Below are 25,841 nucleotides of genomic sequence, written 5' to 3'. Positions count from 1 at the left end.
CCAGAAACCGCCCCCAATGAACGAGCGAATCCAGGAAAAGCTAAGTATTTTGGCAGACGCCGCGAAGTACGACGTATCGTGCTCCAGCAGCGGCGGCAAGCGCAAAAACGTAGATAAAGGCCTGGGCAATGCCGAGGGAATGGGCATCTGCCACTCCTACACCGAGGACGGGCGCTGCGTGAGCTTGCTGAAAATCCTGCTCACCAACCACTGCATCTTCGACTGCGCCTACTGCGTGTCGCGCCGCTCCAACGATGTGAAGCGCGCCGCCTTTACGGTGGATGAGGTAGTGGACCTGACCATGAATTTCTACCGCCGCAACTACATCGAAGGCCTGTTTCTTAGCTCGGGCATCTTTTCCTCGCCCGACTACACGATGGAGCGACTGGTGCGCATCATCAAAAAGCTGCGTACGGAGCACAAGTTCAACGGCTACATCCACGTGAAGGCCATTCCAGGCGCTTCGGAGGAGCTGATTCAGGAAGCCGGCCTGTACGCCGACCGGTTGAGCGTGAACATCGAGCTGCCCTCAGAAATGGCCTTAACCACGCTGGCCCCTGAGAAAAACTACCAGGAAATCCTGACGCCAATGGCGCAGATCCGGGACGGCATCATCCAGAACAAGGAAGAAAAGTCCCTGTTCAAGAAGGTGCCGCAGTTTGCCACGGCCGGCCAGAGCACCCAGCTCATCGTGGGCGCTTCCTCGGAAAACGACCTGCAGATCATCAACCTGTCCGACTCGCTCTATAAAGGCTACGGCCTCAAGCGCGTGTACTACTCGGGCTACATTCCCGTCACAGACGACGCCCGCCTGCCGCAGGTCACGCAGCCGCCCCTGATCCGGGAGCACCGCCTCTACCAGACCGACTGGCTGATGCGCTTCTATGGCTTTCAGGCCGATGAAATCCTGGACCCCGCACATCCCTTCCTCGATCTGGAAATAGACCCCAAGCTGGCCTGGGCCCTGCGCAACCGCCACGTGTTTCCGGTGGACGTGAATACCGCCGACTACGAAATGATTCTACGCATTCCCGGCGTAGGGGCCCGCTCGGCCAAGCGTATTGTGGCGGCCCGGCGCTTTGCCCCGCTCACCCTCGACCACCTGCACAAGTTCGGGGTGGTACTCAAGCGGGCCAAGTTCTTCCTCACCTGCCGCGGCCAGGCCCTGGAGCGCCGGGAGCTGGACGAGCAAGCCATCCGCCGCCAGATTCTGTTCGGGGCCGGCTCTGTCCGCTCGGCCCTTGTCACCCAGCAGCTCGATCTGTTTGCCCAGGCTTCCTAGCTGGTGTTTGACTTTGCTTGGTCCTGGGGCCAGCCACGAATCTAACAACCAACAACAATCAACTTAAAACAATCATCATGACTGTTTCTCACCGCGGTGCCGACGCGTCGGCCGCTCCAACTCACATGGCTAAGTCGGAAAAAGTAGCGCGTCTGGCGTGTTGCTGCAAGCTCTCAGAACTGCTGCCGCTGGTGCGGCAGATGCACCAGCGGGCCGCCCAGGCCAATGCCTCCCGCCAGGAGCAGCAGGCCGCTTAGCGGACCGCCTGGCATAACCTTTCCGGTCGCGGCCGGGTAGGCAGAGCATGACTTTTCCACTCGAGCACCACTACGTTCGCACCAACGGCCGCACCCTGCACGTGGTGCAGTGCGGGCCCGCCGGCGGGCCGCTGGTCGTGTTGCTGCACGGCTTTCCCGAATTCTGGTACAGTTGGCGGCACCAGTTGCCTGTCCTGGCCGCGGCAGGTTTCCGGGTGTGGGCGCCCGACCAGCGCGGCTACAATCTCAGCGACAAACCCACGGGGGTAGCGGCCTACCGTCTGTCGGAGCTGGGCAAAGACGTGCTGGGCTTGCTCGACGCGGCCGGACACGCGCAGGCCATTCTAGTTGGGCACGACTGGGGCGGCATTGTGGCGTGGTGGCTGGCGGCAGAGCATTCCAACCGGATTTCGCGGGCCGTTATCCTGAACGTACCGCACCCCAGGGCGCTGGGGCAGGTGCTGAGGCAGGCCCCGCGCCAGCTGCTGAAAAGCTGGTACGTGTTCTTTTTCCAGCTGCCCGGGCTGCCCGAGTGGCTGTTTCGGCGCCGGCGGTTCCGGTTTGGGCGTGGCAGCCTCCGGGGCACGAGCCGGCCAGGGACTTTTCCGACTGAGGAGCTGAGCCACTACGTAGCCGCGTGGGCGCAGCCGGGGGCGCTGACGAGCATGATTAATTGGTATCGCGCCGCGTTGCGCCATCCCTCGCGTACGGGTCGTGTAACCATTCCGGTTCAGGTGCTGTGGGGCCGACAGGATGCGTTTCTGGAGCCGGAGCTGGCCCAACTCAGCCTGCGCCACTGCGACCAGGCCACGCTAACGTATTTCGATCAGGCAACTCACTGGCTGCACCAGGAAGAGTCCGCCGAAGTGAACCGGCTGCTGCTAAAGTTTCTGGGGCCGGAACTGCCGGATTTTCCATCTGTCTAACTGCTGCATATGCCGCGATTTCTGCCTGCGTCTCAATCGTCAGCTCCGGTGCCAAGCGCCGCCAACCCGCGCAGGAAGGCTCCAAGTCTGCACAACGCTCCGCTCGACTACTCCTACGACGGCACGTTTGAGGGCCTGCTGACGGTCTTGTTCACGGTGTATGACCGCCAGGCCGCGCCCAACAGCATTCAGCCCCACGGCGCGGTGCAGGGCGGCTTGTTTGCGCAGCCCGTATCGGTAGTTACCGACGAGGCGCTGGCCGCGCGGGTGTGGAAAAACCTGCTGCGCTATGTGGATAAAGATGCCCGCATGCGCCTGTTTCACGTGTTTCTGAGCGAAGCGTCTGACCGGGAGCTGCTGATTTTTCGCTACGCTGATTTGGCTATGCGCACCGGCCGCGACATCTCGGAAAACTACGCCGACGACAACGTGCGCCGCGTGCAGCGCCTGGCCCAGCAGATGTACCGCGAAAAGCACCGTATGGAGGCCTTCGTACGCTTCGAGAAAACCCAGGATGGCCTGTTCCACGCCACCATCGAGCCCGATTTTGACGTGCTGCCGCTTATTGCCGCCCACTTCACCACCCGCTACGCCGACCAGCGCTGGCTGATCTACGACCGGCGCCGTCGCTATGGCCTCTACTACGACCTGCACCATACCGACGTAGTGGAGTTTGACTCCGCTTCGCCCCGGCACAGCGCGTCGGTGTCAGCTACGGTGCTGGACGAGCGGGAGCCGTTGTTTCAGCTGCTCTGGCAGGCGTATTTCGACCACGTGAATATTCCGGAGCGCAAAAACCTGAAGCTGCACCGCCGCCACATGCCGCTGCGCTACTGGCGCTACCTCAGCGAAAAGCAGCCCCGCGAGCAGCGCTTTGAAGCTATTCGCAACAAGCGGCCGGTGCAGCCTGGAAGTCCGGCAATAGGGCAGGGCGAGCGGGCGGAGGAGGAAAAAGGCTAATTTGCGCCTATTCCTTTCTTTCCTGATTTTATGGGTTCTACTCTTGTTTTCGGTGGCGGCGGTCAACTGGGCCAATGCCTGCAACATGTAGCGCAGCAGCGCAACCTGACGGATATCGTGTTTCTGCCCGAGGAGCAGGCCAACATCCTGGAACCTGCAGCTCTGCGCGAAACCTTTACCCGCTACCAGCCTAGCTACATCATCAACTGCGCCGCCTATACGGCTGTGGATAAGGCCGAGGATGAGGTAGACCTGGCCCGCCGCGTGAACCGCGACGGCGCTGAAAACCTGGCCCGCCTGTGTGGGGAGTTTGGGGCCACGCTGCTGCACATTTCCACCGACTTTGTGTTCGCCGGCACCGGCAACCAGCCCCTCACGGAAACCGACGAAGCCGCGCCCATTAGTGTGTACGGCCTCACCAAACTCGAAGGCGAGGAAGTTATTCCGCGGCACACCAGCCAGTATTTTATTCTTCGCACCAGCTGGCTGTACTCTGAGTACGCTGGCAACTTCGTGAAAACGATGCTGCGCTTTGGCCGCGAGCGGGAAGAAATGCGCGTTATCTGGGACCAGCTTGGCACGCCAACCTACGCCATTGACCTGGCCGGCTGCCTGCTGCACGTCATCCAGAGCGGCAGCACGGCCTATGGGCTCTACCACTACAGCAACGAGGGCGTCACGTCCTGGTACGATTTCGCGGCGGCCATTTTCGAGCTGGGCGGCCTCTCTACCCGGGTGGTGCCCATCCGCACGGCCGAGTACCCTACCAAAGCCACGCGCCCGGCTTTTTCCGTGATGGACAAAACCAAAGTGAAAAAAACCTTGGGGCTGACTATTCCGCACTGGCGGGAAAGCCTGAAAGTTTGCCTAAGCCGGCTGGCTTAAGACCTATTGCAGCGTAGGAGCCCAAGGCCCCACCTGGCAGTTTAGTAGCTGCCAAGCGGGGCTTTCTTGTGTGCGTATGGCTGGAGGATAGGAAGGTAGTCGAGCAAGAAAAATTGGTTTTCTGGCCATTTGAACCCATTTTACGAGGTATGAACCCAGCCATAAATCCAATCGAGAGTCCTGTTTATACGCTTGCCGCACACGTACAAACCTTGTATTGGCTTGGGTACGGCGGCTAAAGGAAAGTAAATGGAAAAAACCACCCGAGCTGGGTTTGCGCTTTAAGCGCAAGCAGAAGGCCTCACCAATTCAGAGGAAACCGGCACCAGCCTCGGCCTATAGCTGAATAGGCTTTCGCTATGTGCTGGGTCGGACAGGAAAATAAGCCTGATTTCATAGGCTAATAAGCAGCAACAAACTCATCTACTAATCCCCACCACGCATGAACCAAACGACTACTACTGCCCACCTTTGGCGCCGCCTGGCGCGCCCGCTGCTGGCGGGGGCGGCCCTGCTCGGCAGCGCCCTTACCATCAATGCCCAGACGCTGGTCTGGGAGGAAAACTTCGACGGCAACGCCATCAACCCCGAAACCTGGACCTTCGACTTCGGCGACGGGTGTGAACGGGGCGTTTGCGGCTGGGGCAACCAGGAGTTGCAGTACTACACCAGCCGCTCCGAAAATGCCCGCGTGGAAAACGGCAGCCTCGTGATTGAGGCCCGCAAGGAGAAATTCCAGACCAAGGAATTCACTTCCGCCCGCCTGAAAACCTTTGGGCGCGTGCAGTTCAAGTACGGAACGCTCGAAGCCCGCATCAAAGTCCCCAACCTGAAAAACGGCCTCTGGCCCGCGTTCTGGCTGCTGGGCACCACCGGCACCTGGCCCGCCAGCGGCGAAATTGACATCATGGAAATGGGCGCGCAGGCTTCGTACCCCAATAACGTGAACAACTGGATGAGCGGGGCCGTGCATTGGAGCTACAAGGGTACTCAGGCCGACTATGGTCAGACCTACAAAGGCACCGCCGACCTCACCGACGACTACCACGTGTACAAAATGGTGTGGGATGCCCAGGCCATCAAAATGTACATTGATGGCACCCAGTACTTCGTGGTGGACATTTCCAAAGCCACGGAAAACGACATGGAGGAGTTCCACAAGCAGCAGTACATCCTGCTGAACTTGGCCGTGGGCGGCAACTACACGGGCATTCCCAGTGTGGGCGGCATTACGGCTCCGCTGCCGGCTAAGATGATGGTGGACTACCTGAAGCTCTACCAGAATCCTAGCGACGAGCTGTACCTGGCCAAGGAGCACGCCTACGCCGGCGAATTTGGCATCTACACCGAAAAGGCGTCCATCACCGACAAGCTGAAGTTTGGCGAGGGTGCGGAGCTGTACTACTGGAACAACTTGGTCAACCTCGACCCGGCCCCAACTGCCTACGAAGGCAGTGAGGTGCTGGCCGTGCGGGCCGCGAGCGGCAGCTGGTTTGGCATGGGCGTCGACCACGCGCCGCTGAACATGCTCAACTTCGCCGAGAACGGCGCCCTCAAGTTTCAGTTTAAGAGCAGCTACAAAGGCCAGTTCAAGATTGGCGTGAAAAGCGGGCATGGGGAAAGCTGGATCAACTTCCCGGCGAATGGTGCGGCTCAATACGGGCTGGTGCGCGATGGTGCCTGGCACGAGGTAACCATACCGCTCAGCGCCTTCGACCAGCCCAACGTGGGCATGCACATCGACCTGGGTTCCATGACCAGTCTGTTTATGTTTGCCGGCGACCCGGCCACCAGCAACGCCGACTTCTACTTTGACGATATGCGCCTGAGCGGGGGCGTAGCGGCGAATCCTTCGCCTACCGTATCCATTACCGCGCCCACGGCCGATGCCATAGTCACCACGCCCGCCAGCGTAACTATCACAGCCGCGGCCGCCGACGAAAATGGCTCGGTAGCGAAAGTAGAGTTCTACCAAGGCACCACCAAGCTGGGCGAGGACACTTCAGCTCCTTACAGCTTTACCTGGACGGGCGCCACCGCCGGCGTGTACACGCTTACGGCCAAAGCCACCGACAACGAAGGCGCCGTGACTACCTCCAAGCCGGTAACGGTTTTTGTGGCGGCACCCAACAACGCCGCGCCCACGGTGACTCTGACTACCGACAAAACCAGCTACCTCACGCCCGCCAGCATCACGCTTACGGCCACGGCCGCCGATACGGATGGCTCCATCTATAAGGTAGACTTCTACCAGGGCACCACGCTGCTGGCTACCGACATGACCAGCCCTTACACCTACACGTGGTCGGGCGCGGCGACCGGCACCTACAGCCTCACGGCCAAAGCCACCGACAACGGCGGCGCGGTGAAAACGTCCACCGCCGTGAGCATCACGGTGGCGGACCCGGTGAAACCAACGGTTACTCTGACCAGCCCCGTAGCTACCGACAAGTTCACGGCTCCTACGACCATCACGCTCACCGCTACAGCGGCGGATGCCAACGGCACCGTAAGTAAAGTGGAGTTCTATAATGGCGACACCAAGCTGGGCGAAGACACCTCGGCTCCGTACTCGTTCGAGTGGAAGAACGTAGCCGCCGGAAGCTATAGCATTACCGCCCGGGCTACCGATAACGACGGGTACACGACTACCTCCGCGGCCGTGGCCGTAGCGGTGAAAGCCGTGGCCTGCACCGGCACCGCCGCCAGCGGCGACTACAGCTACGAGGTGTTCAGCCAAGGCGGCAGCGTCACCTACACCTTCCATCCGCTAGGCGCTACCGCCGGCGGCAACCTCGCCCTGATCTACATTCAGGAAGGCGGCGTGGGCGGCTACCCGGGCTACCCTATGACCAAAAACGACGCGGACGACTTCACCTTCACCCGCCCCATTGCCGACGGGGTAGCTACCAGCTTCTACTTTACCTATCAGGTAGGGGCCGGCGGACCGGAGAAAAACACCGCTGCCACCCCGCATACCTACACCGTAGGCCAGAACTGCGGCACGGCTACCAATGCGGCCCCAAGCGTGAGCATCACGGCGCCAGCGGCGTCGGTGAGTTACACGGCCCCGGCTACCATCACCATCACCGCGGATGCGGCCGATACCGATGGCACCGTGAGCAAAGTAGAGTTCTTCCAGGGCACCACCAAGCTTGGGGAAGATACCTCGGCCCCGTACTCCTATGAGTGGACGAGCGTAGCCGCCGGCACCTACAGCCTCACGACCAAAGCCACCGATAACGCGGGAGCTACCACTACCTCGGCAGCTGTAAGTGTGACGGTAGCCGGCAGCAGCACTGGCACCGAAGGGTACTGCTTCACCACCGAGGACTACAGCTTCAAGGCCGAAACGATGGGCGAGAATGTGACCTTTACCTTCCACCCACTGGGCGCTACGGCCGGTGGCACCCTGGCCCTGATTTACATCCGGGAAGGAGCAGAAGGAGCTTACCCGGGTTACCCCATGACCAAGAACGACGCCGGTGACTTCACCTTCACCAAAGCCATTGCCAGCGGTACCGTTACGAGTGTGTACTTCACCTACCAGGTAGGGGCTGGCGGACCGGAAAAGAACACGGCCGCTACCCCACATAGCTACACGGTAGGCACGAGCTGCGCTACCACCACGGCCAGCAAGCAGCCCAGCAGCCTCACTAGCGTAGCCGTATTCCCCAACCCCAGCGCAGGCCGCACGGGTATTTCCTTTACTACCACGAAGGCTACGGGCTACACGGCAGAGCTGTACGATCTGAAAGGCACCCGCCTCCGCACCATCGGCGCGGGCCGCGCGGCCGGTAACCAGCCAGTAGCGCTGGAACTGAACGCAATGGAGCTGGCTAATGGCGTTTACCTCATTCGGGTAATAACGGACAAGGAAGCCGTAGCCAAGCGCCTGGTGATAAGCCGGTAAACTTTCTGCTCATCCATTGTAAAAAAGCCCTGGCCATTGCTGGTCAGGGCTTTTTTGTGGGTGAAAATCATCGCAAGTCAGCGGCTACCGGCCGTACCAACGGTTGACGAAGTAGGCGGCCGCGACAAAAGCCAGCCCCAGCCCGCATACGCCCCACCAGTGGAAAAGCGCCCAGGCCTGCCCGCCTAGCAAAGAGCCCAGCGAAGCCCCAATAAAGCAAGCCGTCATGTACACAGTATTGAGGCGGCTGCGGGCCTCGGGCAGCAAAGAGAAAATACGGGCCTGGTTGGAAATGTGCGCCATCTGCTGGCCCACATCCAGTACCAGCACGCCCAGTACCAATACTAATAAATACTGCCCGCCAAAAGCCAGCACAACGTAGGCGCCCATAAACAAGAGCACGCCCAGGTTCAGGGCATAGTCGGGGCCTTTGCGGTCGGCGGACTTGCCGGCGAAGGAAGCGGCAAAGGCACCGCTGGCCCCGATGAGGCCAAACAAGCCCGCAACTTCGCTGCCGTAGTGGTAGGCGGGGCTTTCCAGGAAAAACACGAGCGTAGTCCAGAACGCGCTGAAGCCGGCAAACAAGCACAAGCCCACCAGGGCCGAGCGGCGCAACACCGGCAAATCACGAATGAGGGAGCTTAGGGAGCGAAGCAAACTGCCATAGCTGCCGGGAAAGTGCGGCTGATTGCGCGGAAGCATCCGGGCCAGCACCGCGGTGATGAACACCATCACGGCGGCGCCCACCCAGAACATGGTGCGCCAGCCGAAGTGCGCGCCCACGTAGCCGCTGATGGTGCGGGAGAGGAGTACGCCAATCAGCAGGCCACTCATGATGCGGCCCACCACCCGGCCCCGCTCTTCTTCACTGGCCAACGAAGCTGCCATGGGTATCAGTAGCTGCGGCACCGCCGAAAACAGCCCGATTAGCAAGCTGGCGCCTACCAGCATGAGAAACGAGGGTGCAAAAGCTGCCCCCGCCATGCACACCGCCGCACACAGCAGCAGCCCCAGAATCAGGCTTTTTCGCTCGCGCTTATCCCCGAGGGGTACCACAAACAGCAAGCCCAGCGTGTAGCCCACCTGCGTGGTGGTGGCTACTAGGCTAGCCTGGCTTTCGGAAAGGCGGAAGTCGCGGGCTATTTCGGCCAGCAGGGGCTGGTTGTAGTAGATGTTGGCCACTACCAGCCCACAGGTCACGGCCATCAGCCAAACCAGGCCGGGCGCGAGTGGGGGAGTGGTTGGGGACGTTAGCTTTTCGGCGGGTGCAGAAGCCGCCGCAGGAATCGGAGAAGGCATAAGCAGATACCGTCGGAAGCCGCAGGGTGGCGGCTGGCCAAACAGCCCCTACTAACCGATTTCGACGCGGAAGGTTGCAATGCAGCAGTGGTAGCCGAAGTGACCTAGCTGGCTACACATTGTTTCTTATACAGGCCCGGCGTGATGCCTTCGTACTGCTTGAAAAGCTTCTGAAAGTAGGCTGTGTTGTTGAAGCCCGCCCGGAAGCACACGTCGGCGACGGTAGCTACGGGGTTGCGCAGCAGGCGCTTGGCTTCGGCAAGCCGCTCCTGAATGATGTACTCCACCGGCGTGAGGCCCAGCTCCCGCTTGAATACCCGGAAGAACGTAGCCTTGCTCATGCAGGCCAGCTCCGAGAGCTTCTCCACGGTAATCTGCTCGGTGAGGTGCTGCTTGATGTACTGCACCACGGCCGCGAAACGGTGGGAGGTGGCGTGCCGCTGGTAGTTATGAAACAGCAGCTGCCGGGCCTGGGTCTGCATCAGGCGCACGAGCATTTCCTGAATGGTGAAGCCTGCCAGCACGTCCTTCACGCGGCCGGTATCGTGGGAAAGCTGCACCAGCCGCTCCAGGGTGCCGGTTAGTTCGGGCGTGTTCTGAAAGTGGGCGTGGTCGGTGGTGTCGAGGTGCCAGGGCAGGTGGGCCTCGGCGCGGGGCTGCTCCTCATTCAGTAAGTCCACTGTCTGCCGAATAGTATCCGTGGGAATAGCCACGGCCAGGCACTGGGTGGGCCGCGCCTCATCGGCCTCAGGAAAGTCGATAACCATCGTCTCGTTTTCGCCTACTACCACCGACTCCCCGGGCAAGTACTCGAAGGACGGGCGGCCGGCCAGGTGCATCACCTTTTTGCCGCGTAGCATGGTGGTCAGCACCACATGGCCCATGCTCAGTGGCACTTGGTGGGCTTGGCGGTGGGTTTCGAACACGTTCAGCTCAAAGGCCTCCAGCGAGTACACCGTGCGGTTTTCAACCAACGACGTAAGCTGCTGGGGCGGGCGCAGCGCAATGGGGGCGGGTAGATGAGCGGTTGACATACGAAGTTCAGCTAAACAAACCGATGAAACAACGATCAGGCGAATGACAAGATAGTGAGTCCTCACTAAGCCGTCTATAGCTGAACCATAGCTGAAGGTAGAAGTTGCGACGATAGGCGGCTTTTGTGAGAGAATACTACACCTATTTCGGCCCGCAAAGGCCCTAGCTTGGACTATCCGAAAACCCCTCAACTTCCACCAGCATGGAAACCCTCGAAAAACCCACCACGCTCGTTGCCCGTCCCAAGTTCAAGTCGCACTATGATAACTTCATCGGCGGCAAATGGGTGGCCCCGGTAAAGGGCCAGTACTTCGACAATATTTCGCCCATCGACGGCAAGGTCTTCACCAAAGTAGCCCGCAGCACCAAGGAAGACATTGAACTGGCCCTCGATGCGGCCCACGCGGCCTTCGAAACCTACGGCAAAACCTCGGCCACGGAGCGCAGCAACCTGCTCAACAAGATTGCCAATATCATCGAGGAAAACCTGCCCCACCTGGCCGCCGTGGAGTGCGTGGAAAACGGCAAGCCCATCCGCGAAACCACCCTGGCCGATTTGCCCCTGGTGGTGGACCACTTCCGCTACTTCGCCAGCGTAATCCGGGCCGAGGAAGGCAACGTGACGGAGCTGAACTCGACAACGGTATCGATGAACATCAACGAGCCGCTGGGCGTGATTGGGCAGATTATTCCCTGGAACTTCCCGCTCCTGATGGCGACCTGGAAGCTGGCTCCGGCCCTGGCCGCCGGCTGTACCGTGGTGATGAAGCCCGCCGAGCAAACGCCCTCCAGCATTATGGTGCTGATGGAGCTGCTTCAGGACGTGCTGCCCGCCGGCGTGGTGAACGTGGTGAATGGCTTCGGGCTGGAGGCCGGCAAGCCACTGGCCTCGTCCCCGCGCATCCAGAAGGCTTCCTTCACCGGCGAAACTACCACCGGCCGCCTCATCATGCAGTACGCCGCCGAAAACCTGATTCCCGTGACGATGGAGCTGGGCGGCAAGTCGCCGAACATCTTCTTCAAAAGCGTGCTAGATGCCGACGATGACTTCCTCGATAAAGCCATTGAGGGTGCCGTGATGTTTGCTCTCAACCAAGGCGAAATCTGCACTTGTCCCTCGCGCATGCTGGTGCACGAAGACATCTACGATGAGTTCATGGAGCGCGTGGTGGCCCGCGTGAAGGCCATCAAGCTGGGCAACCCCCTGGATATGGAAACCATGATGGGCGCCCAGGCCAGCAACGACCAGTTTGAGAAAATTCTGAGCTACCTGGAAATCGGCAAGGCCGAAGGGGCCGAGGTGCTGACCGGCGGCGAGGTCTACTCGCAGGAAGACGGCGCCCTGGCCGAGGGCTACTACATCCAGCCCACCATCTTCCGGGGCCACAACAAAATGCGCATCTTCCAGGAGGAAATCTTCGGCCCGGTAGTCTCTGTGACGACTTTTAAAACCACCGAAGAGGCCATTGAAATTGCCAACGACACGCTCTACGGCCTCGGGGCCGGCGTCTGGACGCGCGACGCCCACGAGCTGTACCAGGTGCCCCGCGCCATTCAGGCCGGCCGCGTGTGGGTGAACTGCTACCACGACTACCCCGCCGGCGCGCCCTTCGGCGGCTACAAATCGTCGGGCTTCGGGCGCGAAAACCATAAGATGATGCTGGCCCACTACCGCCAGAACAAAAACATGCTCATCAGCTACAGCCAGCAGAAGCTAGGTTTCTTTTAGGCAGATGTAAGTAGGGAGCTAACGAGCTGCTGTTTCATGGGGTATACTTTATGCCAGTGAAACAGCAGCTCGTTAGTTTTATGCCCTTGGTCAGGTTGATAGTGGAGTGTGCAACGCAACATAGCAAAAGCCTTGTACGTCAATTGAAACGATGCTCACTAACAAGTTGGAGTATATGAGGACTATCGAAAAATATGCTGTTGCAGCCGCCGTAATACTAGGTTTTAGTCTGAAGGCACAAGGACAGGAGTTGCCTTTGCCGGGCCAGAAAAATCCCGACTGGGTGCTTCAGAAGACAGAACACACGCAGTCAGCCGAGTTATTGAAAACACAGCCGCAGCCTATACCTTCTCCTCAACTAGGCGGAGGGACAAAGAGCAGTGCTGGCGACTGGGAAATTCTCTACGACCCAGCCCACAACGTTCGGTACAATTTGCGCGCAAAAACACGCGGCATCGTACGGGTACAGAATCTGCAAACTGGTATTGTATACACCTACACCCGCGCTGAATTAGTCAAACCGTGGCCGCTTAAATAGCCTCCCAATAATTAAAACGATGTCCCAACGACCTGCTTCCCGAGTCCTCATAACACCAGCTGCCGAAGCTACCATTGATGTGCTGCGCGAGGAGCACGGCCCACTCATGTTTCATCAAAGTGGCGGCTGCTGCGACGGGTCTTCGCCCATGTGTTTTGCCAAGGGCGAGTTTCGGGTGGGCACCAACGACGTGTGGCTGGGCCAGATTCACGGCTGCGACTTTTTCATGAGTGCCGCTCAGTTTGCCTACTGGCAGCACACCCAGCTCACGGTAGACGTGGTGAAGGGCCGTGGGGCCAGCTTCTCCCTGGAAATTCCGCTGGGCGTACGTTTCCTGATTCGCTCCCGCCTATTTACCGAGGAAGAAGAGAAAAACATGGCCCCAGTGTACGATGGGGAAGAATACTTAGAGCACGTTGTAGACTAAGCAGTGTGAACAACAACCGCATAGCACACAGTACACCTCCTGAACGTCCTGCTGAGCGGAGTCGAAGCATCTCTACCGCTTCGTTGAGTTCCGGTAGGCGAAGCGGTAGAGATGCTTCGGCTCCGCTCAGCAGGACAACGGGCTTTGATTACCCTTAAGTCAGGCAAAATAAACAAAGAATGCCCCGCTGGCTTGGCCGGCGAGGCATTCTTTGTTTATGATAAGGGCAGCAACGGTTACTTCACCCGTACCGGCAGGCCTTCGAGTTGGGCGTAGCTCAGCTTCCAAGCGTTTTTGGCGTTCTTCTTCCACAGCAGAATGAAGTTGCCTTCGCCAATGCCACGGGGCTGGGTGCGGTCTTCGGGCACTACTTCCACTTCAAAAGTGCCAGCCTCATAGGCGGTGGCGGCGTCGTTGCCGGAGCTCACGGGACTCAGCTTGAGGTCGTTGATGGTGCCCACGGTTTCGCGGATCCACTTGTCCGATACTTCCGACTTGCCACTGAAGTGCGACTCGCCTTGCAGGTACTGCACATCATCAGCCAGCAGCGTGTCCAGCTGGGTGGTGTTGCGGCTGTTCCAGGCGCCAATGAATTGCTGGTTGAGGGCGTGGATGTCGACGGCCGCGGCGGTGTCTTCTTTCTTGGTTTGGGTGCAGGCGCTCAGCAAAGCAAAACCGATGCCTGCCAGGAGGGAGTAACGCATGAGAACAGGGTGTTGGTGAGGGAGAAAGGGAGAGAAAAGAACCAGAAAACCCAGGCCCGCAGGCCTGGGTTTGGAAATAGGAAGGCTCGGGAGCAATTACCAGCTCTTGCGACGAACCTGCGAATCGGGATACGCCGAGTCACGGTCACCGTAGGAGTCGTTGGGCAGGTAGGCAAGGCCATTGGCGCTGGCACCGTACGGTACAGGGTTGCCATTGGCATCATACAGCATGGTAGCACCTACGCCGGCACCGGCAGCCAGGGCCATGGGAGCAGCGGCAGAAGTTTTGGTAGCTACCGTAGTGGTTTTAGTTTGGTTGGCGCGGGTTACGCTGGCCCGGTAAGCGGCGCGGTCGGCGGCAGCCTGGTTGGCAGCAGCTACGCGGGCGGCTTCGGCCTTGCGCTTGTTGTCGACGCGCTTTCCAATCACGTAGCCTACGCCGGCACCGGCGGCACCACCTACTGCGCCCCCTACAACCCGGTTGCGCTTATGAATGATGGCGCCGGCTGCGGCCCCACCCAGGCCACCAATGATGGCGCCTTTGGCCTGCGGGCTTACTTTCTTTTTATCCTGCGCATGGGCAGACTCACCAAAAACTGAGGTGAACAATATTACGAGGGCGAAAATCCAGCTGATCTTTTTCATGACGAAAGACTGTTAAAGGTCGGAGGTGTACTTGTTGATTCTGGGAGGTATTTTACAAGCACCATGCCAGTACGGCCCGAACAACCGTTGGGTTCGGGTTTCTGCTAGTTATATATAATTGGTTTTATATAACGGAAATAGCCACTTAAAGCGCTAAAACCGCCAATAATTACGTACAGACTTGTATGACGGAACATTGCCTGCTTCACGTGGAAAAAAGTTTTAGCCTGCCCGGTTTGGGGGTGTTATTACTCCCCGAAAACCCGTCATCGGTACTGAGCGAACTGGCTTTATATAGCGCCCTGGCCGTACAACTGCGCTACCCCGATGGGCGCGCGGAAGCTGCCACCGCCACAGTTGAGGAAGTGTCGAGAGAGGCCACCGCAACAATTGAAAGCTCAACCGTCCGGGCGCTGCTGCTAACCCACGCTGAAGCCGCGCCCGTGCCCGCCGGCACCGAGGTGTGGTGGGCGGGCGAGGAAGCGGGCTGGTAAGCTCACATTTCGGTTACAGTCACCAGCACGTCGGTGTTGCGGCCGTGGTCGTCGGCGCAGGAGATTTTGAGCGGCCCGGGCTGGGGCCGGAAGAACACCCGCTCGGTGGCGGCGGCGGTGCGCAGAAACTTGTCGTTCACGTACCAGTGCACCTGGCGCACTTCGTTGTCGGTGGTGCAGGAAAGCAGCAGTTGCTGCTGCTCGTGGCGGTTAAGCACGTACTCGGTATTGGCGGCCGGGGAAGTAATGGTGGGCGCCCGCTCGGTGCCGCGCACCAGCTGGCACTGCGGGTTGTGGGGCGGCAGCCGGCGGTACGGAATGCCCTGGGCTTCCTTGTACGCGGCCACTTCCGGTAGCAAATTTGGGTATAGCTCCCGCCGGTAGCCCGCCGCCGGGGCGCAGGTGCGGCAGTACGTAAAGTTCCCATCCGCCGACACTAGGACTTCCCGCAGGTGTTGGCACCGGAGCCCGTTTGAAATGCTGGGCAGGAAGTAGTCGATAACCTGGTTGGGGCAGTGCTCCCCCGGCACCAGCCCGCTTTCGGCGCATACCAGCCGGAAGTCCAGCGCGGCGGGCGGCACAAACCAGTCGTTAGGGGAGTTGTAGGCCAGCGTGTTAAATAGGTCGAACAGCAGCGGCGTGGCTACATCGGCGCCCGTGAGGGCCGGGCTGCCCTGCCCGCTGAAGTTGCCTACCCACACGCCAATGGTGTACTGACGGTTATAGCCGATGCTCCAGGCGTCGCGGCGGCCGTAGCTGGTGCCGGTTTTCCAGGCCACTTTGGGCAGGCGCATGGAGCTGGCCGCGCCCAGCGGCAGGTCGGGGCGGGTTAACTGAGCCAGGATGTCGGTGGTGAGAAAAGCAGAAGATTCGGAAAGGAGTACGGCTTTCTGGTCTTCCGCCGAGGTAGTGGTGAAACGCAGCTTCGCGTACTTTCCGGCATCGGCCAGCGTCACGTAGAGGTTGGTCAGCTCCTCCAGGCTAGCCCCGCAGCCGCCCAGGATGCTGCTCAGGCCCAGCCTAGCGCGGTTGCGCGTCACACTCTGGAAACCAGCCTGCCGCAGTTTATCGGTGAAGGTAGGCACGCCCAGTTGATTGAGTACGCGTACGGCTGGGATGTTGAGCGAAAAAGCCAGGGCCCGCTCCAGCGTCACCTCCCCGTTGCAGTGCTTGTCGAAGTTCTCTGGCCGATAGCCCTGGAAGTTGGTGGGCACATCGGGCAGCAGGAGCTTAGGCGTGACGAGGCCCCGGTCCATGGCCAGGGCATACAAAAACGGCTTAAGCGTACTACCCGGGGAGCGGACGGCCACCACCCCGTCGTTCTGTCCCTGACCGGCGAAGTCCCGAAAATCGGCCGAGCCCACGTAGGCTTCCACCTGCCGGGTGCGGTTGTTCACCACCAGCACCGAGGCCTGGGTGATGCCCAGTTCGTGGAGGCGTCGCACGTAGTTGCGCGTCAGATCCTCGGCCTTGCTTTGCTTGGCGCGCTGCAAGCTGCTGCGGATAATGGCCTGCCGCGGAAACTGCCGCACCAGCCGCCGCGAAAGGTGAGGGGCCAGCACAGGCGCGGCGTGGCGCTCTACGTCCAAGGGCTCCAGCAGGGCATCTGCCACATCGTCTTTTGGAAACAGCCCGGCCGCTCCGAAGCGCCGTAGCCACCGGTTGCGCTCCTGCAGCACGGCCGCGTTGTCTTTGCCCAGCACCAGCCCCCGTGGGCGGTTGGGGATGATGGCCAGCGTGACGGTTTGCGCCAGGGAAAGGTAGTCGGGCGTTTGCTGGAAGTAGAGTAGCGCGGCTGATTTCACGCCTTCCACGTTGCCGCCGTAGGGCACCAGGTTCAGGTAAAGCTGCAGAATCTCATCCTTGCTGTAGTGCGCTTCCAGCTGGGTAGCGCGTAGCATTTCCAGCAGCTTGTTGCCAAAGGTGCGCTCCTTGGGCTCCAGCAGGCGGGCCACCTGCATGGTGATGGTGCTGGCTCCCGTAGTGCGCCCCGTGCCGAACAGGTTGCGCCCGGCGGCCTGCACCAGGGCCACGGGGTTCACCCCGAAGTGCCACCGAAACCACCGGTCTTCCTTCTCGATAATGGCCTTGCGCAGCACCGGCGTAATCTCGCGTAGCTCGGTTTTCATCCGCCACTTCTGGGTGGGGTTGAGGTAGGCATGCAGCACTGAGCCATCGGCGGCCAGCACAATGGGCGAGTACTGCGGCGCGGGGGGCAGCGGAAACAGGAAATCCAGCGCCAGAAGCCCTCCCAAGGCGACCAGCACTATCACCGAAATTCGTACTGCCAGTTGCCGAGCCATAAGCAAAGATAGGCTTAGGCTGCGGCTGGCACTACGCAGGACGTGCTTTTTCGCCCGTACCAAGCTGAATGAATCTGTACTCGCAAAATCCAGCCGCTACGCTAGTACACGCGTTTATTTAGGCGGCTCTGGTACTTCCACATCTACTTCGAAGTCGCGCTTGGGCGGCGCCTCATTGCTGGTGGCGTTGCGGTAGAGAAAGCGCAGTGTGGTGCGGCCCGGCTTCAAGGCCTGAAACTGGAACGTAACATCGTCCTCGCTGCCGGCTTTGCGCTTTTTGGGCTTCTTCGTTGGCTTCTCGACTGGGGTGGGCAGAACCTGCAGCACGCTGTCGTCGAGGGGCAGCACTTCCCAGGTGTACTGTGAGCCCACGGTATTGTCGAGGCGGATGAGCAGCTGGTCGCCCTGGTTTACTTTCACCCGGCTGTGGTTGCCATACTCCGTGATGTTCACGTTTTTGGCTACGCCGGGCTTATCAATAGTGATGAAGACGTGGAAAAAGCCCCCCAAAGCTGCGTAGCCGCTCCCCGGCTGGGCCGATACCAGAGCCAAGTCGAGGCCGCCGGTGCCTACGGCCTGGAAGTGAATTTCGAAGGTAGCCGGCGCACCCGGCACACCGCTGCTCAAGCCTGGCAGCGTATGCGTACTCGTGACCGTCAACTGCCCCGGATAGGTTTGTGTCAGGCGCCAGCCGAAGCGCGGGGAGATGGTAGGCAACCGGAGAATAAGCTGGTCGCCCACGTTGAGCTGCACCTGCTTGCCGTTGTCGTTGGCATTAAGCGTGACGATGTCGGCTAGGGCGGCGGTAGGCGTTGCCAGCCCGGCCACGAGCAGCATACGCACGCAAAGAAAACGCCGGACGTAAGTGAGTAACAGCTTCATCTGAAACGGACGTAGGGGAGTATCATCCGGCTAATCCGCTGAAACAGCGGCCGAACGCAACTTCTCTACGCAGGCATCCGGGAAAAGCTGCGGCCGAGCTTTCGGAAAAAGGCATTAGATGGAGCCTAAGCAAAGGCCACGGTTCAGATTCTATTGGGCTGCTTCTCCCGGTAGCTGCGCCGCCGCAGCGTATCGAAGCGCTGCTCCAGGTCCTCGGTGCTGATAAAGAAGGCCGGGTTCAGATCCGCATCCCGAAGCGAGTCGAGCAGGGCTTTGGCCGGGCCGTATTGCCGCTCGTTGATGAGGGCATCGGCGCGCTGCAGGGTTTGCTGACCCTGGGCTGCGGCTTCGGGGCTGTCGGCTTCCCGCGTTACCCGGCCCTGCCCATCAGTATGGAAGAAGTAGTAGTAGCCCATCCACAGAATCAGGCCCAAAAACATAACGAGGATAGAAATCAGTACGACACGTAGGTTTACCATTGAGAGAAAGGAGTCTGTTGTATCAGTTGAAGATCAGAACGTCCTGAAATTAGACCGTCATGCTGAGCGGAGTCGAAGCATCTCTACCGAACGATGTAACGAAGCGGTAGAGATGCTTCGGCTCCGCTCAGCATGACGGGCCAAGGCACCAGACAATAACTACCGCACGCGCACTACGCCGGCGCCGTTGTAGCTGTGGTACTCGGCGTTGTACATGGCATCGGCGCTGACGGGGCCGAGCTTGAAGGTGCCTTTGGAAACCGCCCGGCAGAGGTAGTAGAACGACTTGGGCGCGGTAGTGACGGTAGTGAACAAGTTGATCCGGTCGTCGCGCACGTCGAGGTAGTCGGGTTGGGCGGCGTCGGTAGCCCAGGCCAGGTCGCGCACCGCCCCGATGCGCGGGTTCTCGATTTCCAGACCGGCGGGCAGCAGGTCGGTAATGGCCACGTTCTTCACTTCCCCGGCCGTTTCCGCCGACTGGATGGTGATTTTGACCACCACCAAATCGTTCTGCCGGAAGCTGGTGCTACCGACGGGTGACCCGCTGCGGTCCAGGAACTGGCGGCGTACCTGCAGGTAGGCATCTTCCTCGCGCACCTGGCCGGTGGGCGAAATGCCTTCCGTTTCCCAGAAGTAGTACAGGCTGCCCTTGCCGCTGGTGCGCAGAGCCAGCTGGCGGTTGGCCACGTTGCTTACCGTGAGGTCCTTGCCCGAGAAATTGCCAATGGCCTTGCCATCGGCCAACAGGCTAGCCACAACGGTGCTGCCCGCGTTTTTCTTCGCCAGCTTGCCCAGGGCCAGCAGGGAGAAGGCCCGCTCCTGGGTGTTGAGCCAGCCGGCCTGCTTTACCTGGCGGCTGAGCTGGCGGGCCAGCGTGGTTACCTGCGGGTTGGCCGGGTCGGCGGCGAGCAGGGCGTTGAGCACCAGGGCCTCGTCGCGGATGGGGGAGGAGAAGGCCCCATCGAGCTGGCGGCCGGCAATGCTGGGCGAAGCGCCGAGGCGGGTGGGCACGGTGCTTTGGTAGCCGCGCTGGTTGCCGCTCAGGGCGAAGGCCGCCGCCAGCAGGTAGCGCGAATCCTCGGCCAGTTGGGGGCGGTTGGCTTTGTAGTAGTTCAACCCCACGGCGTCGGGGCGGCCGGCCAGGGCCAGCACGTAGAGGGAGTAGGCAATTTCCTTTTTCGCCAGCGTCACGGGCTGAATCACCCCGCCGGTCTGGATGATGTTGTAGGTGTCGGTTTCGCGCTTGCGCACCCGGGCCTGCAGGTAGCGCAACACTCTATCGAGCAGGTTCTTGTTCACGTCGAAGCCGGCTTGCTGGGCTTCCAGCAGGAAGTGCGCGGCGTAGGTGGTGGCCCACCAGTTGTCGTACTCGCCGCCGGGCCAGTAGCTGAGGGAGCCGTTGTACATCTGCTGGGCTTCCACCTTGCGGATGGCTTCCTGCACGTGGTAGTTGGGGTTGAACAGGCCAGCCTTGCCCGTTTTACCGGTTTTCTGGCCCAGGGTAGCGGCCAAATCCCCATAGTACAGCTGTGGGAAAGCGGCCGACACGGTTTGCTCCAGGCAGCCGTAGGGATACTGCAGCAGGTAGCGCAGGTCCTTGGAAAACTCCGTCATCGGCGAGCGGCTCACCACCAGCTGACTCCGCAGGGAGGAAGGCAGGAAGTCGGTTTTCAGATTCAACTGCTGATTGGTGCCGCCCGCCACCACGCCACTGCCGGTACGCTTCTGCAGCGGCGAAGCAGGACGAACGGGTAGCTCAATGGTTTCGGTAGAAAGAGGGTCAATTTTACCATTGGATGTGGTTTTACCAACCGTAACTTTAATCGTTACGTTACCAATAGCCCGCTTTGCAGCTATTCTATACAAAAATCGTTTCTCAGTATTAGGTGGCAGGCTTCCCAGTTCAGCGTGGTTCTGCCAAGTTGCTTCGCCTCGACTATTCATCTGGGCAGCCGGTGCATCTACCAGTTCCGCAGGGCCTGTTACTTGAATAGCGCGTGAAAAATCCATTGCGGCTTTTGTCGTATTCGTCAGCGTGACGGGCACATCAATTGTGTCGCCGGGGCTGAGGAAGCGGGGGAGGGCGGTTGAAATAACCACCGGGTCAGCCACTTTCATGGTGTGCTCGGCCGAGCCGAAGGCATCGTCTTTGTAGGCCACGGCCATGATACGGATGGCCCCGCTGAACTGGGGCACCTGCAGCTTGTAGCGCACCTTGCCGCTGGCATCGGCGGTGAGCACGCCGCTCCACTTGGCGAGCAGGCGCACGCGGCGGTTGGGGACGGGCGTGGTGCGGCGCGAGAGGTCGTAGCCGTCGCCACCGGTGGAGCTGGAGCCCAGCTCGGGCAGCAGGAAGGGGTACACGTCGTAGGCCTGCACTTCCAGGGCCCGCTTCTGGTAGAAGTAGCCGTAGGGGTCGGGCGTGCGGTAGTCCTTCATCTGTAGAATGCCCTCGTCTACTATCGCCAGCGTCACCTGCGCGCCGGGCGCGGTGGTTACCTCAATCAGCTGGGAAGTGCGGGAGCGGCTCTGCGCAGGCGCTTTAATGGCTACCTGCAGGCGGGCGCCGGGCTTTTCTACCGTGAGCGGCACGAAGCCCCGGGCTACCGTCAGCGGCAGGCGGTTGTCCTTGATTTCGCGGATGGCGGTGGCCGTCACGTAGATGTTGGGCACGTGGTTGCCGCGAATTGCCACGTCCACCTTCGCCGATTTCTCGTCGGTGTTCACGTAGAAGTGTTCGAGCACCCGGTCGCGCTCCACGGTCACGAGCACACGGCCGGGGAAGGGCGTTTTCAGCAGTAAGTGGGCGGTTTCGCCGGGCTCGTACTTGGGCTTATCAGCCTCAATGGTCACCTCGCCCTCGTTATTTACCTCGAAGGAGTTGCTCTGGGTGTCGCCGTAGCCGTAGGCGTACACGCGCCGGGCCACGTAGGTAACCGCACCCGGCCGGGAAACCCGGATTTCGTACTCGCCGGAGTAGGTGGGCGAGAACCCCAGGCCGGCATCGGAGCCGCCGCTGGCTACCGTCACGGTGCGGTTGAGCACCAGCTGCTCGCGCTTCTGCGAGTTGTAGATGTAGCGGCCGCCCTGGCGCTCAATCACCGTTTCCCAGAGCAGGCGCACGATGGATACCCGGGCCTGGGCTGACGTAGGCTTGCCAGCCTGGGTAAGGGCCGCCAGCTGCACGGCCAGGGGCTTGCCGGTGCTCACCAGGTCATCGGCGCTCCGGATACCGAACAGCACCGGCTGGGTTTGCACCTCGAAGGTAGCGAGGCGGTTTACGGGGCGGCCGGTTTCATCGAACACGGTAGTGAAGGCCGCCCCTTCCAGAATGCCCAGGTCGGTGTAGTCGGGGACTTCGTAGGTGGCGGTGCCACGGCCGTTGGCGTCGGTGGTGCCTTCGCGGGTGGTTTTCTCGAAGCGGTTGGAAATGGGCGTCGATTCCAGGTCGCCGTAGGCCCCGCGCTGCTTGTCGCCGCTGTTGATGGCGAAGGTGTACTGCTCGTAGCCTTTCGGGCTAAAGCTCTTCTCCTTGAGGGAGAATTCCACCTCAAACTTGCGGTCGGCGGCGGGCGGGCCAAACAGGTTCTGGGCCGTAATATTTGCCGATACCGTCTGCCCGGGCTTGGCTACGGTGCGGTCGGCTTTCACCGTCACCTTCATGCGGTCCGGAATAAACTCCTCCACCGAGAGCTTGCGCGAAGCCAGCAGCACGTCGTTGCCGGTCAGCACTTCCAGGGTGTAGAGGCCCGTCATCACGGCCGGGGGCAGCAGGAAGCGCGCCTCAAACGAGCCGGCCGCGTTCAGCTTTTTCTGCAGGCTGGCGTACTCCTTGCCCGTGGGCAGCAACAGCCGGATTTTCACCGGCAGGCCCTTGCGCGGGGCCTGCCAGTCCTCAGTGCGGATGACGGTATTGGTTTGGATGGTGTCGCCGGGGCGGTACAGGTCCCGGTCGCCGTAGAGGAAGGCTTGGTAGCGGGCGGCATTGCTTTGCAGCCCGCCCACCTCGAAGCGGGAGGTTTCCACCCGGCTGCGGCTCAAATCGAGGAAGGTGAAGTCGGAGCCCTGCTGCGCCATCACCATGCCCAGCTTGAAGCGGCCGTTGGCGGCGGTGCTGTCGAACTTGGCCACGCCGTCGCGGTTGGTGATGCCGGTGCCCATCACTTGGTTGTTGGTGCTGATAAAGCGCATTTCCACCCCACTCAGCGCCTTGGCGTTGCGGATGGAGTTGGCAAACACCAGCGTGCTGCCGGCCTTGCCTTGCTTTACAATCAGCCCGATGTCCGACACGGCCACCAGCTTGCTTACCTGCAGCCACTGCCGCTCGGTGTCCTGCACTTTGATAATGTATAGGCCCTTCAGCCCGCCTGCAAACTCCAGGTCTTTCAGGTTCAGATTCAGTAGCCGCAGCCCCTGGGCCTTCGGCAGGCCCGACACGGTGTAGGTGCGCTCGGTGAGGACGTTGCCCAGGTTCTCCACGTCGTAGTACTGGTAGGAGCGGTCCACGTACTCGCCGTCCTCACTTTCTTCCTCGTAGCCTTCGGAGTCTTCGCCATCGTAGCCGGGGTAGCCGTACTGGGTGCCCCCGCGCAAAAGTTGCTGGATGTTGTTGGCGTACACCTTGGCAATGGTCACTTTCACCTGGCCCACCTCGTTGATGCGCACGCCCAGGTTGCGGGAGCCCAGGGCATCGAGGTACATGGCCTTCTCGGCGCTGGCAAAGGAAATGGTGGGCCGCTCATCGGAGAAGCTCACCGTCTGGGTGAAGTTCTCGTTGAGGATGCCGCCCAAGCCGCCGCGCAGGCCCTGGCGCAAGCTCACCTGGTAGCTCTTGCCCACCTCGAAGCCGCCCTTGAGCCGGAAGCCGTTTTCCAACTCCTCCACCTCGTAGGCCACCTGCGGCGACACCGACAGGGCGCTCTGCAAATCCACTGTCGTGACGGGCTGGTTGGTGAGGATGGTTATAATTGGGTCGGCCGACTGGAGCGTGCCCGTGATGGAGCGCACTTCCAGGGCCTGCGGGTCGGGTACTTCTACCTGCTTTTCGTAGTCGGCTTTGGAGGGCTGGTCGCTGCCTACGGCGTGCAGGCCCTGGGCCAGGGCCACCGTGAGCGGGGAGCCGGGGCGCACCTGCTGGTTGAGGCTCACGCGCACCGTCTGGCCCGGCTCGTTGCCTGCCACCTCGAAGGCCACGGGCTGCCCGTCCTGAGTTACGCGCAGCAGGGGCTTCACGTCGGCGGGCTTCACGGGGTAGTTGAAGGGCAGCTCCACGCGCATCTCGGCGGTGCCGGCGGCCCGCTCCGAGCGGCCCCAGAACGCCTGCGGCTCCTGTAGCTCCAGGTAGGGCGTGTGGAATTTCTGGCGGTTCTCGGGCAACTCCACGTTGCGCTTGCCCTCCGGCAGGGCATCGGTTTGTAGGGTGGCCTTGAAGGAAGTGCTGGGCCGGAACGGCGTGCTGGGCGAGAAAATCAGCTCCCTATCGGAGTTCCACTTGAACTTGCCGCGCACGGCGGGCTCGAACTTCACCACCTGCACCGTGTCCCAGCGGTCCTGCAGCTCGGGCGTTACTACGGCATCCGCGAACTGAAATACCAAGTTCTGGTACGGGTCAATTTCCTCGCCATTAGGGTCTTGGCTAGCGTCGGAGCCCAGCTTGGAGCAGGCACACAGCAACGCCAGCAGCACCAGCAGCGGCAGGCGAGAAACAGTTTTCGATAGCATGGATAGGGAGGAGCTTGAATGAAGGCCGGAAGGTATAGAAAAAGGGCGTTTGTGCTAGGTTTTGTATAGGTTTGAGGTAGAATATTTACATGCATTAACTGACGTAGCAGGGTATGGATAAGCTGATAGTTATACAAAGCTTAATAGAAAGAACGTGCTGTAAGATCAGGCTAAAGTCATGTGACGAAGACCTGCCAACTGAATGGCGAGGTGGATCTGGCTTGCCCGTTCCAGGTTATATTGAAGTATCGGGGCCAGAAAGAATTGCTGATGTTGAATGGATAGAATTTGATCCTATCGTGATAACCCATATTGGAAGGCTGGTTCCACCTAAGGTAACTGTTGTTATAGATGATATCATTCAGGGATTGAAAGAAGAAGAAATTGACTATCAGGTAGTCAAAGGCATAATCCGCATTAGTGGGAAAGAATTGCAGTAGCTGGAGCCTGCTTGGCTGGTGCGAGTTTAGCGCAGCGTAACTCTTATTTAGCCCCATGAGGTAGAGCTTGTCGCTCTACTGCCGCAAAGCGGCAAACTACTACCGCGCTGTTTGGATAGTCGGTTCAGGCAGGCGGGCTGAAAGCTTACACTAGCTACAAATTCTGCAACATCCTCAATCAATCCGTCATGCTTCGACTTCGCTCAGCATGACGGCCTTTTGATCTTCGTTCGGATTCCGTAAAGACCAAAAGAAGCAAATGTCTCCTTAAAAGAGAAACCAACGACTAGCGAGACAAATACAATGTCTCCTTATATTTGACGACAAGGAATAAGGAGACAATTCAATACTATGCCCCGTTCTCTGCGTGTGACGGCCGTGCCGCACTACCTTTCGCTGATTCGCACGGGGCTGGGCCTGACACAGGAGCAGCTGGCTGGGGCCCTGGGCGTGTCGCGCCATCTGGTCACGAAGATAGAAGCCAACCAACGAGTATTGCCACCGGCGGCCGGTTTAATTGTTGCGTGGCTGGCGCAGGCACTGCCGGTACCCGGTCCGCCCGTGCCGGCCGCGCCCTTGCTGCCCGCCGGCCTAGCACCTCTGCAAACCCGGGCCACGGCCGTGGCCTATGAGGCCGAGCAGCTCGCCCGCCGGCTGGCGCGGGGCCAAGCCCGCGCCGCTAGGGCTTTCGACTGGCTACGGGCCGCGCCCAAGCTGCTGGCCACGCTGCCCCCCGAAGCCGAGCGGCAGCGGCTGTGGGTGGCCGCCGTCACGGCCGAGGCCGAAGGCGCCCTGGAAGGCGAAGGCAGCCCCGCCCAGCACCGGCTGATGGCGGCCCGCCTGGCCGGCCTGCGCGCCGAGGCCGCTGCCCTGGCGGCTTACCTGGCGGAGGCGGCGGGGGTGTGAAGACTGGTGTCCCTGG

20 protein-coding genes are annotated in these 25,841 nt (G+C 60.6%); 12 read left to right on the top strand and 8 right to left on the bottom strand.

Translation table 11 applies throughout. From position 1 onward, the window contains the following. The first annotated feature begins 16 nt into the window (after positions 1-16). From I5L79_RS03005 to I5L79_RS02980, 6 genes are all read left to right on the top strand, one after another. Positions 17-1,282 carry a putative DNA modification/repair radical SAM protein gene (locus tag I5L79_RS03005; protein ID WP_196953527.1) on the top strand — a complete coding sequence of 422 codons (1,266 nt, stop codon included), beginning with the start codon at positions 17-19 and terminating at the stop codon, positions 1,280-1,282. Positions 1,283-1,359: 77 nt separating this feature from the next. Next, positions 1,360-1,539 carry a hypothetical protein gene (locus tag I5L79_RS03000; RefSeq protein ID WP_196953526.1) on the top strand — a complete coding sequence of 60 codons (180 nt, stop codon included), beginning with the start codon at positions 1,360-1,362 and terminating at the stop codon, positions 1,537-1,539. A gap of 47 nt (positions 1,540-1,586) precedes the next feature. Further along, entirely contained in the window at positions 1,587-2,465 is an 879-nt protein-coding gene (locus I5L79_RS02995) for an alpha/beta fold hydrolase (protein ID WP_196953525.1), read from the top strand. 9 nt (positions 2,466-2,474) lie between these two features. Next, complete coding sequence (locus tag I5L79_RS02990; protein WP_196953524.1) at positions 2,475-3,425, top strand: TIGR03915 family putative DNA repair protein; 951 nt, start codon at positions 2,475-2,477, stop codon at positions 3,423-3,425. A 30-nt stretch (positions 3,426-3,455) separates the two neighbouring features. After that, a complete protein-coding gene (gene rfbD, locus I5L79_RS02985; RefSeq protein ID WP_196953523.1) occupies positions 3,456-4,310 on the top strand; it encodes a dTDP-4-dehydrorhamnose reductase in 855 nt (284 codons plus the stop codon). A gap of 442 nt (positions 4,311-4,752) precedes the next feature. Next, entirely contained in the window at positions 4,753-8,223 is a 3,471-nt protein-coding gene (locus I5L79_RS02980; protein ID WP_196953522.1) for an Ig-like domain-containing protein, read from the top strand. 84 nt (positions 8,224-8,307) lie between these two features. Here I5L79_RS02980 and I5L79_RS02975 read toward each other — a convergent pair whose 3' ends face one another. Both I5L79_RS02975 and I5L79_RS02970 read right to left on the bottom strand, forming a co-directional pair. Then, on the bottom strand, positions 8,308-9,522 hold the full coding sequence (locus tag I5L79_RS02975) for an MFS transporter (RefSeq protein WP_196953521.1): 1,215 nt from the start codon (positions 9,520-9,522) through the stop codon (positions 8,308-8,310). A 104-nt stretch (positions 9,523-9,626) separates the two neighbouring features. Next, positions 9,627-10,556, bottom strand: a complete 930-nt coding sequence (locus I5L79_RS02970; RefSeq protein ID WP_196953520.1) for an AraC family transcriptional regulator — start codon at positions 10,554-10,556, stop codon at positions 9,627-9,629. Positions 10,557-10,759: 203 nt separating this feature from the next. Between I5L79_RS02970 and I5L79_RS02965 the strand changes: the two genes are divergently transcribed. From I5L79_RS02965 to I5L79_RS02955, 3 genes are all read left to right on the top strand, one after another. Continuing rightward, positions 10,760-12,286, top strand: a complete 1,527-nt coding sequence (locus I5L79_RS02965) for an aldehyde dehydrogenase family protein (protein WP_196953519.1) — start codon at positions 10,760-10,762, stop codon at positions 12,284-12,286. Between the two features lie 175 nt (positions 12,287-12,461). After that, entirely contained in the window at positions 12,462-12,824 is a 363-nt protein-coding gene (locus I5L79_RS02960; RefSeq protein ID WP_196953518.1) for a hypothetical protein, read from the top strand. A 19-nt stretch (positions 12,825-12,843) separates the two neighbouring features. Continuing rightward, positions 12,844-13,251 (top strand): DUF779 domain-containing protein, encoded by a 408-nt coding sequence (locus tag I5L79_RS02955; protein WP_196953517.1) that lies wholly within the window; start codon positions 12,844-12,846, stop codon positions 13,249-13,251. A gap of 236 nt (positions 13,252-13,487) precedes the next feature. Here I5L79_RS02955 and I5L79_RS02950 read toward each other — a convergent pair whose 3' ends face one another. Continuing rightward, positions 13,488-13,955 carry a YybH family protein gene (locus I5L79_RS02950; RefSeq protein ID WP_196953516.1) on the bottom strand — a complete coding sequence of 156 codons (468 nt, stop codon included), beginning with the start codon at positions 13,953-13,955 and terminating at the stop codon, positions 13,488-13,490. A 96-nt stretch (positions 13,956-14,051) separates the two neighbouring features. Next, on the bottom strand, positions 14,052-14,600 hold the full coding sequence (locus I5L79_RS02945; protein ID WP_196953515.1) for a glycine zipper domain-containing protein: 549 nt from the start codon (positions 14,598-14,600) through the stop codon (positions 14,052-14,054). A 209-nt stretch (positions 14,601-14,809) separates the two neighbouring features. Between I5L79_RS02945 and I5L79_RS02940 the strand changes: the two genes are divergently transcribed. Further along, the gene (locus I5L79_RS02940) at positions 14,810-15,094 is read left to right on the top strand and encodes a hypothetical protein (protein WP_196953514.1); all 285 of its coding nucleotides are present in this window, start codon (positions 14,810-14,812) and stop codon (positions 15,092-15,094) included. A 2-nt stretch (positions 15,095-15,096) separates the two neighbouring features. Here the strand turns inward: I5L79_RS02940 and pbpC are convergent, their stop codons facing one another. From pbpC to I5L79_RS02920, 4 genes are all read right to left on the bottom strand, one after another. Then, a complete protein-coding gene (gene pbpC, locus I5L79_RS02935) occupies positions 15,097-17,397 on the bottom strand; it encodes a penicillin-binding protein 1C (RefSeq protein WP_196953513.1) in 2,301 nt (766 codons plus the stop codon). A gap of 114 nt (positions 17,398-17,511) precedes the next feature. Further along, on the bottom strand, positions 17,512-18,279 hold the full coding sequence (locus I5L79_RS02930) for a protease inhibitor I42 family protein (protein ID WP_196953512.1): 768 nt from the start codon (positions 18,277-18,279) through the stop codon (positions 17,512-17,514). Positions 18,280-18,422: 143 nt separating this feature from the next. Continuing rightward, positions 18,423-18,719: a hypothetical protein gene (locus I5L79_RS02925; protein WP_196953511.1), complete on the bottom strand. Its 297-nt coding sequence runs from the start codon at positions 18,717-18,719 to the stop codon at positions 18,423-18,425. Positions 18,720-18,917: 198 nt separating this feature from the next. After that, on the bottom strand, positions 18,918-24,479 hold the full coding sequence (locus I5L79_RS02920; RefSeq protein ID WP_196953510.1) for an alpha-2-macroglobulin family protein: 5,562 nt from the start codon (positions 24,477-24,479) through the stop codon (positions 18,918-18,920). A 113-nt stretch (positions 24,480-24,592) separates the two neighbouring features. Here I5L79_RS02920 and I5L79_RS02915 point away from each other — a divergent pair, with 113 nt between their 5' ends. Then, the gene (locus I5L79_RS02915; RefSeq protein ID WP_196953509.1) at positions 24,593-24,919 is read left to right on the top strand and encodes a DUF6678 family protein; all 327 of its coding nucleotides are present in this window, start codon (positions 24,593-24,595) and stop codon (positions 24,917-24,919) included. Positions 24,920-25,270: 351 nt separating this feature from the next. Then, positions 25,271-25,825 (top strand): helix-turn-helix transcriptional regulator, encoded by a 555-nt coding sequence (locus I5L79_RS02910; RefSeq protein ID WP_196953508.1) that lies wholly within the window; start codon positions 25,271-25,273, stop codon positions 25,823-25,825. The last annotated feature ends 16 nt before the right edge of the window (positions 25,826-25,841 follow it).

The sequence above is a fragment of the Hymenobacter guriensis genome (assembly GCF_015773195.1).
Classification (GTDB): domain Bacteria; phylum Bacteroidota; class Bacteroidia; order Cytophagales; family Hymenobacteraceae; genus Hymenobacter; species Hymenobacter guriensis.
Note: the sequence above shows the minus strand (reverse complement) of the source record. Positions and strands in the feature narration are given on the sequence as shown.